The organism is Nocardiopsis xinjiangensis YIM 90004, assembly GCF_000341145.1.
GTDB classification, from domain to species: domain Bacteria; phylum Actinomycetota; class Actinomycetes; order Streptosporangiales; family Streptosporangiaceae; genus Nocardiopsis; species Nocardiopsis xinjiangensis.
In genome coordinates, this window is the sequence record NZ_ANBE01000040.1 from 22,664 (window position 1) to 38,595 (window position 15,932).

A 15,932-nucleotide genomic window follows, 5' to 3' on the forward strand; every position below is an offset into this window, starting at 1 on the left:
CCGTCAAGTCTCACACCGCGCGGCGCGAACATACCGGTACACACGTGGTGTGTCCCCGTGGCCCGTACGGTTGTGCCGTCTCACGCGGGGCAGAAGTGCCCGAGGAACCCGAGAGCCAGGAGCGAGCCCATGTGCCTGAACGGAACCGGCGAGACCGTGCGTGCGCGCACAGGCGGCCCGGCCCCCGAAGAACCCGCGCGGCCCATGGCGGGCCCTTCGGTGTGGCCGTCGCGGCCCGGGCGGGTGGTGGACCTGAGCCACGTGCTCTCCCCGGCGATGGCCGCGTTCGACGACGAAAAACCGGTCCGTGAGCCGGTCGCCCCGGCCCTGGCCGAGGGCGAGGCGGGTTTCCACTTCAACCGGTGGACCTTCCTGGAACACTCGGGAACCCACTTGGACGCCCCTGGGCACGTGATCGGCGGCGGTCGGCTGGTGCCCGACATCACGCCGGAGGAACTGGTCGTACCGGCGGTGGTCCTGGACGTGCGCGAGCGTGCCGCCCAGGAGCCCGACACGGTGCTGACCGTCGAGGACGTGCTCGAGCACGAGCGCACACACGGCCCGGTTCCGGAAGGATCGGCGGTGCTGATGCTGTCGGGGTGGAGCACGAAGTGGGAACACGGTGACGCCGCGGTACGGGGCGTGGACACCGAGGGAACCTGGCACTTCCCGGGCCTGGGGGCCGAGGCGTGTGCGTTCCTGGTGGAGAAGCGGGGCGTGGCCGGGTTCGGCGTGGACACCCTCAGCAGTGACCCGGGGGTGTCCACGGACTTTCCCGCCCACGAGGTGATCGGTCGGGCCGACCGGTGGGGCCTGGAGTGCCTGACCGGGCTGGAGCAGGTGCCCGCGCGGGGAGCGACGCTGATGGTCGGGGTAATGCCGGGCGAGGATGCCTCGGGCGCGCCCAGCCGGGTGCTGGCCCTGGTGTGAGACCGAAGGGGCACGCGAATGGATCGGCCGCCGAGTCCGCGGCCGAGGCTCTGCGCGAACACGGATCCGGCCGGGCCGGGCCTGCCGTGGAAACGAAGAACGACCCCGCACGGAGGCTCGGAGCCCCCGAACAGGGTCGTTCCGGGGTGGGCGCGAAGGGACTCGAACCCCTGACCTATTGCTTGTAAGGCAACCGCTCTAACCGACTGAGCTACGCGCCCCGGCGTCGACTGGAGATCATACCCCTCCTGCGGAGTGCTGCCGAACTGTTTCGGGTCAGAACGGGTAGGTGGCGACGTCGGCCTGCATGGCGACCCGCTGGGTCCCGGTGAAGGCCTCCGGATTCGCCGTGGTACCGCCGAAGCGGGTCCCGGTGCCGGACAGGGACAGCCCGTGATCGGAGGCGGTCGCGATCTCCACGGCCTCGTCCAGGGTGTCGAAGGCGATCAAGGGCACGACGGCCCCGGCCCCACCGGCACCCGCCGCGAGAGGCTGAGCCGCGGCTGTCCACTGCGCAGCACCTCCCCTGCGGGTCGGGAGGCCAGAGCGGCGCTCTCGTGGGCCTCGTCCGGAAGATCACTGATCAGGACCAGGCGGGGCGCGGGCCTCGGCCGAGGGCGCGGGCCTGTTCCAGGGCGCGGGTCATCTCGCGGGGCTCGGAAACGGGCGTGTGATCGCTCCAGCGCACCGCACCGTCGACGTCGAGCAGAAACGTACCGCGGCGGGCCACACCGCGCCTGTCGTCGAAGACCCCGTAGGTCTCGGCGACGGCCCCGTGCGGCCAGAAGTCCGACAACAGCCGGAACGGGAAACCCTCCCGCTCCGACCACGTGCGCAGGGCGAAGGTGGAGTCGACCGAGACCGCCAACACGTGGGTACCGGTCTCGGCGAAGCGCGGGTACAGCCCGGCCAGCTCGGCGAGCTCTCCCGAGCACACTCCGGAGAAGGCCAACGGGTAGAAGACCACGAGGACAGGGCCGCCGCGCAGTGCCGACAGAGTAGTGGGACGACCGTGCTGGTCGTCCAGAGTGAAGTCGGGCGCCCGGGCGCCCGGCGCGATGCTGGTCATGCCCTCGCTCGTGTCCGCGGCGCATGGGCGCCGCTCAGCGCCGCGCGCCCGCCCTGTGGGGCGCGCGGCACCGGTGGTGGTTCGGTCTCTCGGAAGGCCCGTTATCGCTTGGGCACGACCAGTCGGGTCCCCGACCAGTCCGATCCGACACTGACAGCGCTGGTCTGGGACAGGCCGGAGGTACCGGCGGCGTCGGCAACGTCATTGGGCGAAACGTGCAGGTCACGTCCGGCCTTCGGCGTCATCACCAGGATGGTGGCGCCGTCGGCCACCTGGGTGACCGTGTCCATCAACGCGTCGGTGAGTTCCCCCTCCTCGTCGGACCGCCACCACAGCAGTACCGCGTCGACATCGCCGTCGAAGTCCTCGTCGACCAGTTCCTCACCGGTGAATTCGACGATAGAAGCGCGCAGGCCTTCGTCAACGTCGTCGTCGAAGCTGAATTCCTGCACCACCTGACCCGGCTTGAATCCGAGTCGGTCAGCCAAGCCGCGTTCGCTCTGTGCCTGGCCCGCGGTCGCGCTCACGAAAGTTCTCCTCCACAAATGGATGTTGTCAGTCTGTTCTGCTCGAGCAAGGGCGCCCGATGCAGTTGTCTCAACGATGTCGGGCGTTGCGCCCGCCGTGTGGGTCCGTAGGCCCTTCACCATCGCTGATGGCCTAGTTCACACGCTATGACATGTCCCGTCAACGCGCGGGCGAACCCTTCTTCCCGGCCCCGTGGGCGCCGAGTGTTCACGCCGATGCCAAGAACGACAGGCGCACCCGTCGCTCGGGGTTGTCCACGTTCAGGTCCACCACTGCGACGGACTGCCACGTGCCCAGTTCGAGTGAGCCCCCGATGACGGGGACCGTGGTCTGGGGCGCGACGTAGGCCGGCATGACGTGGGACCGTCCGTGGCCGCGCGAACCGTGCTTGTGGCGCCACCGGTCGTCGGCCGGCAGCAGGTCGTCCAGGGAAGCGAGCAGGTCGTCGTCGGAGCCTGCCCCGAGTTCGATGATTGCCACGCCCGCAGTCGCGTGCGGGACAAAGACGTGGAGCAGGCCGTCGCCGGAGCCGGCGACGAAGTCCGCACACTGGGAGGTGATGTCGGTGATGCTCTCCGACCCTCCGGTGTGCAGCTCGAGGATCTGTGTCCGCATAGCGCCACCATCGCGCAGCCCGGGACTTCGTGCAACCATCGAGCGTCACAACTGTGGAGGGTAGCCGATCCGTCTGCTTCCTTCGGCGGCTACCGACCCCTCTTCCAGGTGTGCGAACCTGGGAAAAAGAGGGGAAACCATGACTGTTTCTTTGCGTCTGGGCCCCCTGCTGCGGCACGTGGGGCCCACCACCGCCACCGTGTGGGTCGAGACCGACGCCCCCTGCCGGGTACGGGTCCGTGTGGACGCACACACCACCGCGACCGCGCGAACCTTCACCGTCCACGGCCACCATTACGCCGTGTGCGAGATCGGGGGGCTCTCCCCGGGAACGGCCTCGCCCTACGAAGTCTTCCTCGACGGGGACCGTGTCTGGCCCGACCCCACCTCCTCCCTGCCCCCCAGTGAACTGCGCACCACCGACCCCGAGGCCCCCACACGACTGCTGTACGGGTCCTGCCGCCTGCCCACGGGCGACACCCCCGAGGGCGTGGTCGACCACGGCCCGGACATGCTGCGCGCCACTGCGCGGCGCCTGGCCGAGGAGACACCCGAGGGGAACCTGCTGCTGCTGTTGATCGGCGACCAGGTCTACGCCGACGAGGTACGCGAACCGATGCGTGAGCATCTGCGCCGGACCCGCGGCACCGACCATTCCTCCCCCGCCGACGAGGTGGTGGCCTACAGCGAGTACGCGGAGCTGTACCGTCAGGCCTGGAGCGATCCCCAGGTGCGGTGGTTGCTGTCGACCGTGCCCACCTTGATGGTCTTCGACGACCACGACGTGCGCGACGACTGGAACACCTCGGCCGCTTGGCGGCGCGCGATGGAGGAACGGCCCTGGTGGCCCGAGCGTGTCACCCACGGCCTGGGCGCCTACTGGGTGTACCAGCACCTGGGCAACCTCTCCCCCGAGGCGCGGGAGAAGGACCCGTGGTGGAACCGGGTGTGCGAGCGCGGGGGCGATGCAGGCGACGTGGTCGACGAGTTCGCGTGGCGGGCGCACGAGGAGCCCTCCTCCTACCGTTGGAGCCACCGGGTCGACGTGGGAGCGGTACGGGTGCTCATGACCGATACCCGCTGTGCGCGCGCCCTCGGCGAGGACGGCCCTTCCGGCGGGCCGCGGTCGATCCTGGGGCCCGAGGGCCACGAATGGGTCGAGGAGCACCTGACCGGAGGCCCGGACCACGTCGTGGTGGTCTCCACCGTCCCGGTGCTGCTGCCCCCGGCAGTGCACCACCTGGAGTCCTGGAACGAGGCCGTGTGCGCGGGAGCCTGGGGCGAACGGATGCGGGCCCCGGCCGAGCGTCTGCGCCAGGCGCTGGATCTGGAGCACTGGGGTGCATTCCAGTACTCCTTCACCCGGCTGGCCCGGACGCTGCTGGAGGTGGCGCGCGGCGAACGCGGCCCCGCCCCGGCGACCGTGCTTCTGCTCAGCGGCGACGTGCACTTCTCCTACCTGGCGCAGGCCCGGCCGCGTGAGGGGCCGGAGCTCTCCTCCCGCGTGAGCCAGCTGGTCTCCTCGCCCCTGTGCAACAGGATGCCCTCGAGCCTGCGCCGGACGGCATGGCTGTCCACGACCTGGCCCTTCCCTCCGGCCGGACGCCTCATGGCGCGGTCCGCGCGGGTCGCGCCGCCGGCGCTGCGCTGGGCGTTGGAGGGGCGGCCCTACTTCGGCAACACCATCGGGGAGGTCTTCCTGCGGGGCCGGGAGGCCGAGGCCCGCTGGTACCACTGCCCCAACGGCGGCCCCGACGCCGTGCCCGGGGTGCGTTTCGGCACGAGCCTGTAGGTCGCGACACAGCGGCGCGGNGGGCGCCGCGCGGACTGCGAGGGCCCGCGCCGGTTCCGGCGCACCCGCTGGGAAGGGGCGCCTCCCCGCTCCAACAGGGTGCCCGAGGTGCGCTCGGAGCCGGTACCCGTGGCGGCAGCCGGCGTCTCGGCGGTCCGGGGGTCCTCCTCGAGCGCGGACAGCTGGGCGGTGGGCTCGATCCCGTCCCCGTCCTCCCGGGTCCCGTTCTCGGGGGAGGTGCCGGTCTCCTCACCCGTGTGGCCGCAGATCTCGGCCTCGGAACCGTCGGTCGCGGAAGCCGCAGAGACCGCGGGGGCCGCCGCGGCCACGGAATCTTCCGTCTTCTCACCGTCGGCGCCGCCGTCCTGCTGCGAAGCGCTGCCCTGGCCGGCCGTGTCCTCGGCAAGGACCGGGATGCGGGCCGTGGTCACCTGGTCCGGGTGGGGCGGGACCACCTGCGGGTCGCGGGCCTGGTCACGCTCGACCTTCTCCGACCTGCGCAGGGCGGACTCACGGCGCGCCGCCACGCGCGCCTTGGCCCATTCCTGCCGCCACTGGCTCCAGACCCGCCGGGCGGAGGAGACGATGGGCCAGGTGACTCTGGCCGGTCGCGAGAGCGCGTGCCACAGGTAAGCGGTCGTGCCCCAGGTCTCCATGGCGCGCCGGGCCCGGGTGACGACGAAGAAGGTCGGCAGGGCCATGAGGATCTGCGGCCAGGCCAGTACCAGCGCGGCGTAGAGCGGATACATGCCGCCGCCGATGATCGAGGCGGCCGCGCCGATGGCCACCGGGACCAGCGCCAGGGCGATGCGCAACCCGGTGAACTGGCGGAACCGGTGCAACGAGCGGCGCGAGGACACCTGGGGTGTGAGCCCCTCGGGCAGCGGTGTGGGATGCACGATCAGAGCCAGCAGCAGCGTGCCCACACCCACGCTCGCGGCGAGAAGGATGGTCCAACCGGACGCCGACTGCGCACCGCCCACCAGCAGGGCGACCAGCCCCAGGACGGGCAGCGGGGCGGGCAACCAGAAAAGTACCCGGCGACGCAGTTGCCCCTCTTGCGTCGGCTCCAGCACGTAGTTGATCACAGGCCGTAGTATTCGGCCCCCTGTCCCCGGTCGTTCGACCACAGTTTCGATCCCCCAAGAACGTCAAAGACGGAAGCGGTGCGATGGCCCTCGCCCGAGGTCCGGAGCCGGCTCACCGCAGTACCGGCGGCGCTCCGCTCGCCACAAAACTATCCCTTTTCGCGTAGTCCCCGGGCGCGTACGGTCAGTTACATACCTACCCGACGCCGATGAAACTGCGATAAGCGGACAGAAAGCTCAGGCAACGATCGGATCACATCTATTACGTAGGACGTGCCTGAGTCCTGTGAGGTTCTGCTCGAACCATGTGCGGTTGCTCTCAACCGTGTTCGACCGCACCGAGCCGACCCAACGCGACCGCGATACGGAGCACGAAGGATCCCCGACCGTCGGAGGGGGCGTGGCCGGTCAGCTCGGCGATACGGCTGAGCCGGTACCGGACGGTGTTCGGGTGGACGAACAGCATGCGTGCCGTGGCCTCCAGGGAGGACGCATGTTCAAGATACACCGAGAGGGTGTCCAGCAACGGAGAACCCGCCCCGAGCAGGGGCCGGTAGACCTCCTCGACCAGTTGGCGGCGCGCTCCCTCCTCCCCTTGCAGCGCCCGCTCGGGCAACAGGTCCTCGGCCAGTACCGGACGGGGCGCATCGGGCCAGGCCGGCGCCGAACGCAGCCCGCTGACAGCAGCGCGGGCGGAGGCGCCCGCGGCCCTCAGGTCGGGCACGACCGGACCGACCACGACGGGCCCCGGACCGAAGAGGCCGGCCAGGGGTTCGGCGGCCGCCGCGGGCAGCGCACCCTCGGAGTAGCGCTCTCCGACCCCGACCACGAGCACCACACGGTCGCCCTGCATCCCGGCGATGACGTCATGGCCCCTACGGCGGGCCGCCCCGCGCAGATCGTCCAGGACCTTGTTGCCGTCCTCCTCGCCGCTGTCTCCTGCGATGGCGATCACCGGGGTCTGGGACCAGCGCAGCGCCGATCCCCACGTCTGCAACCCGTCCTGGTGGTCGCCGTGCAGCAGCGCGTCGACGATCAACGCCTCCAGTCGCGCGTCCCAGGCGCCCCGGGCCTCAGCGGCACGGGCGTAGACCTTCGCGGAGCTGAACGCCACCTCGCGGGTGTAGCGCAGCACGTCCTCACGCAACTGCTGGGCGCCCTCGGGTGCTGCCAGGCCGTCGACCTGTCCCTCGACGACGTCGATGACCACACGGATCATGTCCACGGTCTGCTGCAGCGACACCGAACGGGTCAGCTCGCGCGGGGCGGTGCCGAAGACCTCCACCGTGATGGCCGGGCGCCCGCGCACAGGGTTGCGGAACCAGTCGACGAACGCGGCCACACCCGATTGGGCGACCAGACCGATCCAGGATCGGTCCTCGGCGGACATACGCCTGAACCAGGGAAGGCGCTCCTCCATGCTCGCCACGACCGCGGTGCCCAGCCGGCCCATCGATCGTTCCAGTCGGCGCGCGGTCTCGGCCCGGACCGCGTCATCGTGTCCGGGCTCGGCCCCGAGGGGCTGCGTGCCCTCGTGGTCCTGAGGTCGGTCGGGTTGATCGTTCACTCCACCAGGGTGGCATCCGCGCCGCGCAGGGAACCGGCCCCTCCCGAGGGTGTGCGGGGCCACAACGGTGCACCTGTCCGGGGAAAGCGCTCCGAATCCGCGTAATGTCAGGGGGTGTGCCCTTCCCCGGCGCCCGCCCCGGAACCACGAGGTCGGCCCCGTTTTGTGGAGGGTCCACAAACAGGACGGCGCGAAGTTCGTGTCCGTCCCCATCCGACTGGTGATCTCCTACAGGGCAAGGTGGATGTCGTGCTTGTCATCGTTGCTCCCGGCCAAGGCGCCCAGGTACCCGGATTCCTCTCCCCATGGCTCGAACTGCCCGGCATGGCCCCGCGGTTCGAGACCTGGTCGGAGGTGACCGGGCTGGACCTGGTGCGCTACGGCACCACCGCCGACGCGGACGAGATCCGCGACACGGCCGTCGCTCAACCACTCCTCGTCAGCGCCGGTCTGGCCACCGCCACCGCGCTGCTGGGCTCCGTCTCGGACGCCGAGGCCCCCCTGCCCGTGGACCCGTCCTCCGTGGACGCCGTGGCGGGCCACAGCGTCGGCGAATTCACCGCCGCCGCGCTGGCCGGGGTCCTCACTCCCGAGGACGCGCTGTCCTTGGTGGCCGAACGCGGCCGGGGCATGGCCGAGGCCGCTGCGCGCACCGAGACCGGAATGACCGCGGTCCTGGGCGGGCGCCGCGAGGACGTACTGGCCGCGATCGAGGCCGCCGGCCTCACCCCCGCCAACGACAACGGTTCCGGACAGATCGTGGCCGCCGGCACCACCGAACAGTTGGCCGCCTTCGCCGAGAACCCGCCCGAGCGTGCCCGTCTGCGTCCCATGCCGGTCGCCGGCGCCTTCCACACCGAGCACATGGCCCCGGCCGTGGAGCGCGTGCGCACCGGCGCCGCGCGCCTGCGCACCGACGACCCCTCGGTGCGCCTGCTGTCCAACTTCGACGGCGCCGTCGTCGAGCAGGGATCGCAGTACCTGGAGCGGCTCGTGGCCCAGATCTCCTCGCCGGTGCGCTGGCAGGCCTGTACCGAGACCCTCGCCGACCTCGGTGTGACCGCCATGATCGAACTCGCCCCGGCGGGCACCCTGACCGGCCTGGCCAAGCGCGCCCTGCGCGGTGTGGAACTCCACGCGGTCAAGACCCCCGACGACCTGGAGCGCGCCGCCGCCATCGTCAAGGAGCACGCGGGTGCGATCTCCCCCGCGAGCACCGATCAGGAAGGCTGACCATGTTCAACGCCCCCAGTGCGCCAGGCGGAGCGGTGATCCGCTCCTTCGGCGAGTACCAGCCCGCCCATGTGGTGACCAACCACGACCTGGCCCAGCGCGTGGACACCGACGACGAGTGGATCCGCAGCCGTGTGGGTATCGAGGAACGGCGCGTGGCGGGCCCCGACGACAGCGTGGAGAGCATGGCGGTGACCGCCGGAGGCAAGGCCCTGGCCGCCAGCGGCCTCTCCCCCGAGGACATCGACCTGGTGATCGTGGCCACCTGCACCTCCCAGGACCAGATCCCCAACTCCGCCGCCACCGTGGCCGCCCGGCTCGGCATCTCCGCCCCCGGCGCCTTCGACATCAACGCGGCCTGCGCGGGCTTCTGCTACGCACTGAATCTGGCCTCGGACGCGGTACGTGTGGGCAGCTCCCGCCACGTCCTGGTCGTGGGCTCGGAGAAACTCAGCGACTGGGTGGACTGGGACGACCGCGCCACGTGCGTGATCTTCGCCGACGGGGCCGGCGCCGCCGTGGTCTCGGCCGACCAGGACCAGGGCATCGGACCGGTGGTCTGGGGTTCCTCCGGCGAGCGCGCCGACACCATCTACCTGCGTGAGAACCGCTACCTCTACCAGGAGGGCCAGGCGGTGTTCCGGTGGACCACCACCGAGCTGCACAAGATCGCCCTGCAGGCCCTGGAGCGCGCCGGTGTGGACCCGACCGAGATCACCGCTTTCGTCCCCCACCAGGCCAACCTGCGTATCGTCGAATCGATCGCCAGGAAGCTGGGTGCGCCCCAGGCACTCGTGGCCCACGATATCGTCACCGCGGGCAACACCTCCTCCGCGTCCGTCCCGCTCGCGCTCTCGCGCATGATCGGGCGCGGGGAGCTGCCATCGGGGAGCACCGTACTCACCCTGGGCTTCGGGGCAGGGCTGGTCTACGCCGCACAGGTGATCCGCATCCCCTGACCCCGCCGAGCCCGAGCGGCACCGCACGGCCACGGGCCGGTCCCGTCCGACCCCGTGCGGCGGGGCCGTCCGAAAGCAAGAACAGCGAACAAGGAGAAGACACATGGCCCACAGCGAGCAGGAGATTCTGGCCGGCCTCGGCGAGATCGTCGAGGAGATCGTCGGGACCGAGCCTTCCGAGGTCACCCCGGAGAAGAGCTTCGTGGACGACCTGGACATCGACTCGCTGTCCATGGTCGAGATCGCCGTCGCCGCACAGGACAAGTTCGGCGTGGAGATCCCCGACGACCAGCTCAAGGACCTCAAGACGGTCCAGGACGTCATCAACTACATCCAGAAGTAGCGCGTCCCGGCGCCCGGGCGGGAAGAACCCCGCGCGGGCGCCCCAGGACCCGGCCGGCACTCGGCCCGGGTCCGTGTCGGTATCGCACTCCTTAGTCGCACAGCACCCACCGCCTCCCGGCCCGCGACCGGGAACGACCCACGAGAAGGGCGATCGGATCATGTCCAAGACCGATGTCGTCGTCACCGGCCTCGGGGCCACCACCCCCCTCGGGGGTGACGTCGCGACCACATGGTCCGCGCTCCTCGACGGCCGCTCCGGTGTCAGCATGCTGCCGGAGGAATGGCACGAGAGCCTCCCCGTACACTTTGCCGGTCGGATCGCACAGGAGCCGTCCGAGAAGCTTCCCAGGCCGCGCCTGCGCCGCCTGGACCGGACCCAGCAGTTCGCACTCATCGCCGCACAGGAGGCCTGGGACCACGCCGGGGCCCCCGAGATCGACCCCGTGCGTCTGGGTGTCGTGGTCTCCAGCGGTATCGGCGGCATCCTCACGATCCTGGAGCAGTACGACACCTTCCGTGAGAAGGGGTGGAAGCGGGTCTCCCCGTTCACCGTGCCCATGCTCATGCCCAACAGCCCCTCGGCCGCCGTGGCCCTGGAGTTCACCGCCCGCGCCGGGGCCCACGCCCCCGTGAGCGCCTGCGCCTCCAGCGCCGAGGCCGTGGGCGACGCGGTCGAGATGATCCGGAGCGGCCGCGCGGACGTGGTCATCGCCGGCGGCACCGAGGCCGCCCTGCACCCGCTCAACATCGCCTCGTTCGCGTCCATGCGGGCCCTGTCGACCCGCAACGAGGACCCCGAGGGCGCTTCGCGCCCCTGGGACCAGGGGCGCGACGGGTTCGTCATGGGTGAGGGCGCCGGCATCCTGGTCCTGGAGTCGGCCGAGCACGCAGCCCAGCGCGGCGCCAAGGTCTACGCCCAGGCCGCGGGCGTGGGCTACACCGATGACGCCTACGACATCGTCCAGCCCGACCCCGAAGGCCGCGGGCAGGCCCGCGCCATCAGTGAGGCGCTCAAGGACGCCGACCTGAAGCCGGCCGACATCGCGCACGTCAACGCGCACGCGACCTCCACCCCGACCGGTGACGTGGGCGAGACCCGCGCGATCCGCACGGCCCTGGGGGACGCGGCCGCCGACAGCGTGCGGGTGACCTCCACCAAGTCGATGACCGGCCACCTGCTGGGCGGCGCCGGAGCGGTCGAGTCGATCGCCACCGTGCTCGCCCTGCACGAGGGACGTATCCCGGCCACGATCAACATCGACGAGCTCGACCCGGAGACGGCCGTGGACATCGTGCGCGGCAAGTCCGAGGAGATGCCCGCCGGCGACGTGGCCGCCCTCAACGAGTCCTTCGGGTTCGGCGGGCACAACATCGCTCTGGCCTTCAAGCGCACCTGAGGCACGAAGACACGAGGAACGGGCGGGTATCGCACAGGCGGTGCCCGCCCGTTCTCCGTTCCCCTGCCACGTGCTCACGGGCGCGGTCCCGGCAGGAGGCCGAGACGGCTGTGCCCCGGCCTCCGGAAGAGGAACGGGGCACGAGGCACGGTGTGAGAGGAAGTCAGTCGCGGGGTTCGGGTCCTTTGGTGCCCGACGGGCTGATGGTGGGGACCTCCTCCACCGGGGCGACCGGGCCCTGATCGCTGTCCGGGGCCCCGGGTGTCAGGTCCCGGGCCACGCGGGCGCGGGTGGCCTCGTCGTAGAGGAAGTCCAGCTGCGGACGGCGGGCCATGCGCCCGTCCCCGGAGGAACGGCCCATGACCCGGCGGCGCAGCCACGGCACCAGGTACTGGCGGGCCCAACGGCGGTTCTCGCGCCGACGCAGGATCCTCGGCAGCTGTTGGGGCGGTGTGCTCCACGGGTCGGTCCAGGCCTCGCGCGCGCCCATCGGGAAACCGAGCAGATCGGCGACGCGGGCGGCGACGATCTGGTGGCCGGTCCCGTTCAGGTGCAGGCGGTCCTCGCTGTAGGCGCGGGGGTCGTTGAGCGCGTTGAGCGCCCACAGGTCCACGATCTCGGTCCCGGTGCGCTCGGCCACCGAACGCATGTGCATGCTGAACACAGCGATGCGGCCCCGGTAGTAGCGCAACACGGGGATCCACCCGGTGTCGTGGCCGGAGAGGATGACCACCCGCAGGCCTGCGTCGCGCAGCTGGCGCACGCCCCGCTCGAAGTGCTCGGCCAGGGCGTCGAGGTCGTTGCCCGGACGCAGGACGTCGTTGCCGCCGGCCAGGACGGTGACCAGGTCCGGCTTCCATTCCAGAGCCTGCTCGAGCTGCTCACCGAAGATGTGGTGCATGCGGCGCCCGCGCACTCCCAGGTTGGCGTACCGGAAGTCCGGGGTGAGAGTTCCCAAGTGTTCGGCGAGACGGTCGGCGAACCCGCGGTACTCGCCTCCGGGCCCGCTGTTGTCCTCCATCCCCTCGGTGATGCTGTCGCCGAGGGCCACGTAGGACCGGATCGGTTCCGGTCTACCCACGCGCGCGGACGCGGGGGGATTCATTTCAAGGTCTGTCACGTCAACCAATCATCCGGCTCGACCGCTCCACACTCGCGCTGGGCCGAGGGTGCGCGGGAACGGCAAATCCTTTGGTGGGGGTCGCGCTGGGCCGCCGACCCGCGTTCGAACACCGTCGACCCCTGGTCGGCCTCGAGCGGGCCACCCGGCCGAAGGACGTTCGGACGAGGACAGTGCCGAACCAGCATACCCGGGGAGCTTTCCGTTTCATGCGTGCGCACGGTTGGCCCGGGCCCGAGAGGACAACGCCGGAGCCTTCCGTCACGAGCCTTGTTTCGGGCATGAGGTAGAACACAGAAGTATGCACCGCGCACTGCGACAACTCCTGCTGTTGAGCGAGCACACATCGTGCCCGCCTGCGCGACGGCGCAGAACAGGAGAGCATGGAGGTACCGATGCGCCTCCGAGACACGTACGATTCCGAGATGTGCTCATGGCAACCCTGTCTCCCGGATCCCCGGGCCCTCCGAGGAGCACCGGTGACGGCCCCACATCTCCTCGGCCCGCGACCGGAGCGGGGGAGCGTACTGTGGTGAACCGGGCCGAAGGCCCGTACGGTTCCTTCCGAATTCACGAGCGGAGACCAGGAAGTGGAGGTCCCAAACGGTCGACTTCGCCTTTCCCGTCAAAAGAAAAAAGCCCTCGGGGTCTCAATCCAGGGTTTCCTGGTCCGGCACCGGCCGCCCCCGTTCGGGAAGTTCCCCGGCGAAGCCCTACGCCGGCCCCTACCGCCTGCACAGCCGTGGGATGGGAGCGGCGCGAGAACGCCCGCTTCACCGTACCCCTCGCCATATTCACACGCTATGAGGACTTCTTGTAAGCTTGCGTCAGGAAGGAGGGGGCGTTTCTTCCCCTGCCTGAAGGTGGGGTTCCCACGCCCAACACTCAGATGAACGCCGTCTCCCCGATCTGCCTCATTGACCTCGCCCCCGCCCTTCGCTGGTCGAAGTCGCCGGATGTGGCACCCCTGCTGCACCACGACCGGCTCATCGAGGGTTGGTGGAACTCCCTGCCCATAGCCCGTGTCCTGGAGATCGCGGGCCCGCCCTGGCTCGCGCACAGCCTTGCGCGCCTGGCGGTCGAGCAGTGGGGACACGTGCCCCTGGTGGAGTTCCTGCCCAGCTTGCGCGGTCAGCAGGTCGAGTGCGACGAGCTCGCCGAACCGGTCCGCACCGTGGTCTCCTCCACCGCAGGCCAATGGGACCGCCTCGTCAACGCCTCCCCGCAGGAAATCGACTCCTGGTCGCTTCGCGAGTGCCGCACCATCGACGTGATCAGCACGGTCGCCTGGCGGGCGCTGCGCCCCTGCAACAACCTGCCCACCGGCCCGGTGCCCTCCCCCGCGCTCATGCTGGAGGCGGTACGCACCATCGCCCACTGGCTGCCCGAGTCCGCTCCCGAGCACGTGCGCGACGCCCTGGACTATCTGAACGGGGCGACCAACGCCGGCGGCCTGCCCTCGGGCCAGGGGACCGAGGACAACGACGGACCGCCCCAGACACCGGCCACCCGAGCCATTCGGACCCTGCGGGCGCTGCGGGCCCAGCGCGACCGCGAGGAACAGCCCCAAGGCGAGCACGAGAGCTCCGCGAGCCACCGCGAACACCCGGCGGGCGAGCAGCCCCCCGCGGGCGGCATGGTCAGCTCCGCGGCCATGATCCCGGAGACCGCGCACGAGAGCTCCCCGGCCGCGCCTCCATCCGCGGTCGAGGCCGAGACCGAGGAGTCCGGCGGCACCGATCTGCGTTCACAGTTCCGCAGCTCTCTGCTCGGCCCCGGACGCACCCTGCGCCGCCCGAGCTTCGGCCCGCCCAAGGCCATGCGCGCCGATGCCGAGGAGGCACCCGACTCCCCCACGCTGGGCGATCACCCACTCGTCGACCAGGTCGAGCAGATGATCCGCTCCTGGCCGGAGCTGGAGCGCACGGTGGCCGCCGAACGCCTCTTCGCCACCGACCCCATCAGCATCCGGGTGCTCTCCGAACAGATCTCGGTGGACGTCAACGAGATCCGCTCCGCCCAACGCAAGGTCGAGGAGCGCCTGCTGACCTGGCTCAACTCGACCGAGGGCGCCTCGCTCACCAAGCACCTGCGCGACCTGTCCGAACAGCTGGGCGCCGCTACCACCATCGACCGGCTCATCAACGCCCACGCCGACCATCCCGTGGACGTACCCGCCCTGCAGACCCCGATGTGGCGCGTGGTCATCACCCTGTTCACCGACCGCCGTATGCACAACGGCTGGCTCATCGCCGACGACCCCAACCGGCTGCGCTGGCAGACCCGGGAGATCGTCACCGACGCACCCAACCTCACTGAAGCAGGCAACCGGCTGGCCCGTATCGGCATCCGCCAGCCCGAACTGCGTGCCTGGCTGCTGAGCACCCCGGGGATCAACATCCGCGACGGACACGTGTTCGTCGACCCGTCCGTGCCCATGGAGACCCCGGCCGAGGCCCCCACGCCCCAGGGCATGGACGGCGCCACGACCGAGAACGGGCTGCCGATCCGCCGCCGCCCCGACGGCCCGGAGGCAGCACCCCAACCGCAGGAGCAGTACACGCCCCAGCACAGCCCCGGGCCCGCACCGCATCCCGCCCCGGACCCGGTCCCGGGCCCGGTCCCGGCGACAACGTCCCCGGCCACACCGGCCACGGACCACTACGGCCCCGGAGCCGACGACCCCTCCACGGCCGCACGCTGCTTCCGCGCCCCGGACGGGCGCTGGTGGCACCGCGTCGACATCACCGCCGACCACCTCAACGGCGCCCCCGTGGCCGTGCCCACGGGGTACGCCACCCACCTGGGTCTGCAGCCGGGACGCCTTCTGTGCCTGACCGCACCCGGCGCCGACCTGCTGGTGCTGGTCTGGCGCGACCAGCCGGCCTTCGACTCGCTGCGCCCGCTCCTGCGCCGCCAGGCCGCCCAGCCCGGCGACCGCATGTTCATCACCGTCTCCGGTGACCGCTTGGACGCGCGCAAGCTCCCTGCCACGGACACGAGCGGTTTCTCCCCGGCCGCCCGTGCACTGCACCTGAGCGGATACACGGCACCGGCCTCCACCGAGGAGGCGTTGCGGATCCTGTCGCGGCGCATCACCGACTCCGACGAGAGCGCCCCGACCGACCCGCAGTCCCTGCTGGAGCACCTCTCGCGCCGCGGTGACGAGGACATCGCCCAGGAGCTGCACTCCGGGCTCTTTGCCGCGCACTGACGCACACGTCTTCGCTCAGGGTTCCTCGGGGCCCGGGGCGGCCGCACCCGCTCGGTGCTGACCGGCCCGGGCCGT

The 15,932-nt window shown here is 70.9% G+C and carries 13 protein-coding genes, 1 tRNA gene and 1 pseudogene; 7 read left to right on the forward strand and 8 right to left on the reverse strand.

The genetic code is table 11. The features are described 5' to 3' along the window. The first annotated feature begins 129 nt into the window (after window positions 1–129). Window positions 130–930, forward strand: coding sequence for a cyclase family protein (locus D473_RS0118560; protein ID WP_017610549.1), 801 nt, complete (start codon window positions 130–132; stop codon window positions 928–930). A gap of 147 nt (window positions 931–1,077) precedes the next feature. Here the strand turns inward: D473_RS0118560 and D473_RS0118565 are convergent. The 5 genes from D473_RS0118565 to D473_RS0118585 form a co-directional block, all read right to left on the reverse strand. Next, window positions 1,078–1,151: transfer RNA gene (locus D473_RS0118565), tRNA-Val, on the reverse strand. 55 nt (window positions 1,152–1,206) lie between these two features. Next, window positions 1,207–1,380, reverse strand: coding sequence for a hypothetical protein (locus D473_RS0118570; protein ID WP_193373297.1), 174 nt, complete (start codon window positions 1,378–1,380; stop codon window positions 1,207–1,209). Between the two features lie 133 nt (window positions 1,381–1,513). Continuing rightward, the gene (locus D473_RS0118575) at window positions 1,514–1,999 is read right to left on the reverse strand and encodes a peroxiredoxin (RefSeq protein WP_017610551.1); all 486 of its coding nucleotides are present in this window, start codon (window positions 1,997–1,999) and stop codon (window positions 1,514–1,516) included. Between the two features lie 101 nt (window positions 2,000–2,100). Further along, window positions 2,101–2,526 carry a DUF3052 domain-containing protein gene (locus tag D473_RS0118580; protein ID WP_017610552.1) on the reverse strand — a complete coding sequence of 142 codons (426 nt, stop codon included), beginning with the start codon at window positions 2,524–2,526 and terminating at the stop codon, window positions 2,101–2,103. 208 nt (window positions 2,527–2,734) lie between these two features. Continuing rightward, on the reverse strand, window positions 2,735–3,142 hold the full coding sequence (locus D473_RS0118585) for a secondary thiamine-phosphate synthase enzyme YjbQ (protein WP_017610553.1): 408 nt from the start codon (window positions 3,140–3,142) through the stop codon (window positions 2,735–2,737). A gap of 139 nt (window positions 3,143–3,281) precedes the next feature. On the opposite strand from D473_RS0118585, the gene D473_RS0118590 reads away from it, so the two are divergent. After that, window positions 3,282–4,934, forward strand: a complete 1,653-nt coding sequence (locus D473_RS0118590; protein WP_026127088.1) for a DUF7800 domain-containing protein — start codon at window positions 3,282–3,284, stop codon at window positions 4,932–4,934. 173 nt (window positions 4,935–5,107) lie between these two features. On the opposite strand, the pseudogene D473_RS28785 reads toward D473_RS0118590, so the two are convergent. Together D473_RS28785 and D473_RS0118605 are read right to left on the reverse strand one after the other, a co-directional pair. Continuing rightward, window positions 5,108–6,022: pseudogene (locus D473_RS28785) on the reverse strand (hypothetical protein); the annotation flags it as partial. Window positions 6,023–6,341: 319 nt separating this feature from the next. Further along, complete coding sequence (locus D473_RS0118605; RefSeq protein ID WP_017610557.1) at window positions 6,342–7,589, reverse strand: PucR family transcriptional regulator; 1,248 nt, start codon at window positions 7,587–7,589, stop codon at window positions 6,342–6,344. Between the two features lie 324 nt (window positions 7,590–7,913). Between D473_RS0118605 and D473_RS0118610 the strand changes: the two genes are divergently transcribed. From D473_RS0118610 to fabF, 4 genes are all read left to right on the forward strand, one after another. Further along, window positions 7,914–8,822 carry an ACP S-malonyltransferase gene (locus D473_RS0118610; RefSeq protein WP_017610558.1) on the forward strand — a complete coding sequence of 303 codons (909 nt, stop codon included), beginning with the start codon at window positions 7,914–7,916 and terminating at the stop codon, window positions 8,820–8,822. Window positions 8,823–8,824: 2 nt separating this feature from the next. After that, complete coding sequence (locus tag D473_RS0118615; protein WP_017610559.1) at window positions 8,825–9,781, forward strand: beta-ketoacyl-ACP synthase III; 957 nt, start codon at window positions 8,825–8,827, stop codon at window positions 9,779–9,781. A 103-nt stretch (window positions 9,782–9,884) separates the two neighbouring features. After that, the gene (locus D473_RS0118620) at window positions 9,885–10,124 is read left to right on the forward strand and encodes an acyl carrier protein (RefSeq protein ID WP_017610560.1); all 240 of its coding nucleotides are present in this window, start codon (window positions 9,885–9,887) and stop codon (window positions 10,122–10,124) included. 160 nt (window positions 10,125–10,284) lie between these two features. Next, window positions 10,285–11,523, forward strand: a complete 1,239-nt coding sequence (fabF, locus tag D473_RS0118625) for a beta-ketoacyl-ACP synthase II (protein ID WP_017610561.1) — start codon at window positions 10,285–10,287, stop codon at window positions 11,521–11,523. Between the two features lie 163 nt (window positions 11,524–11,686). Here the strand turns inward: fabF and D473_RS0118630 are convergent, their stop codons facing one another. After that, window positions 11,687–12,628: an SGNH/GDSL hydrolase family protein gene (locus tag D473_RS0118630; RefSeq protein ID WP_241474820.1), complete on the reverse strand. Its 942-nt coding sequence runs from the start codon at window positions 12,626–12,628 to the stop codon at window positions 11,687–11,689. A gap of 904 nt (window positions 12,629–13,532) precedes the next feature. Between D473_RS0118630 and D473_RS0118635 the strand changes: the two genes are divergently transcribed. Next, a complete protein-coding gene (locus D473_RS0118635) occupies window positions 13,533–15,857 on the forward strand; it encodes a hypothetical protein (protein WP_017610563.1) in 2,325 nt (774 codons plus the stop codon). Window positions 15,858–15,932 lie beyond the last annotated feature (75 nt).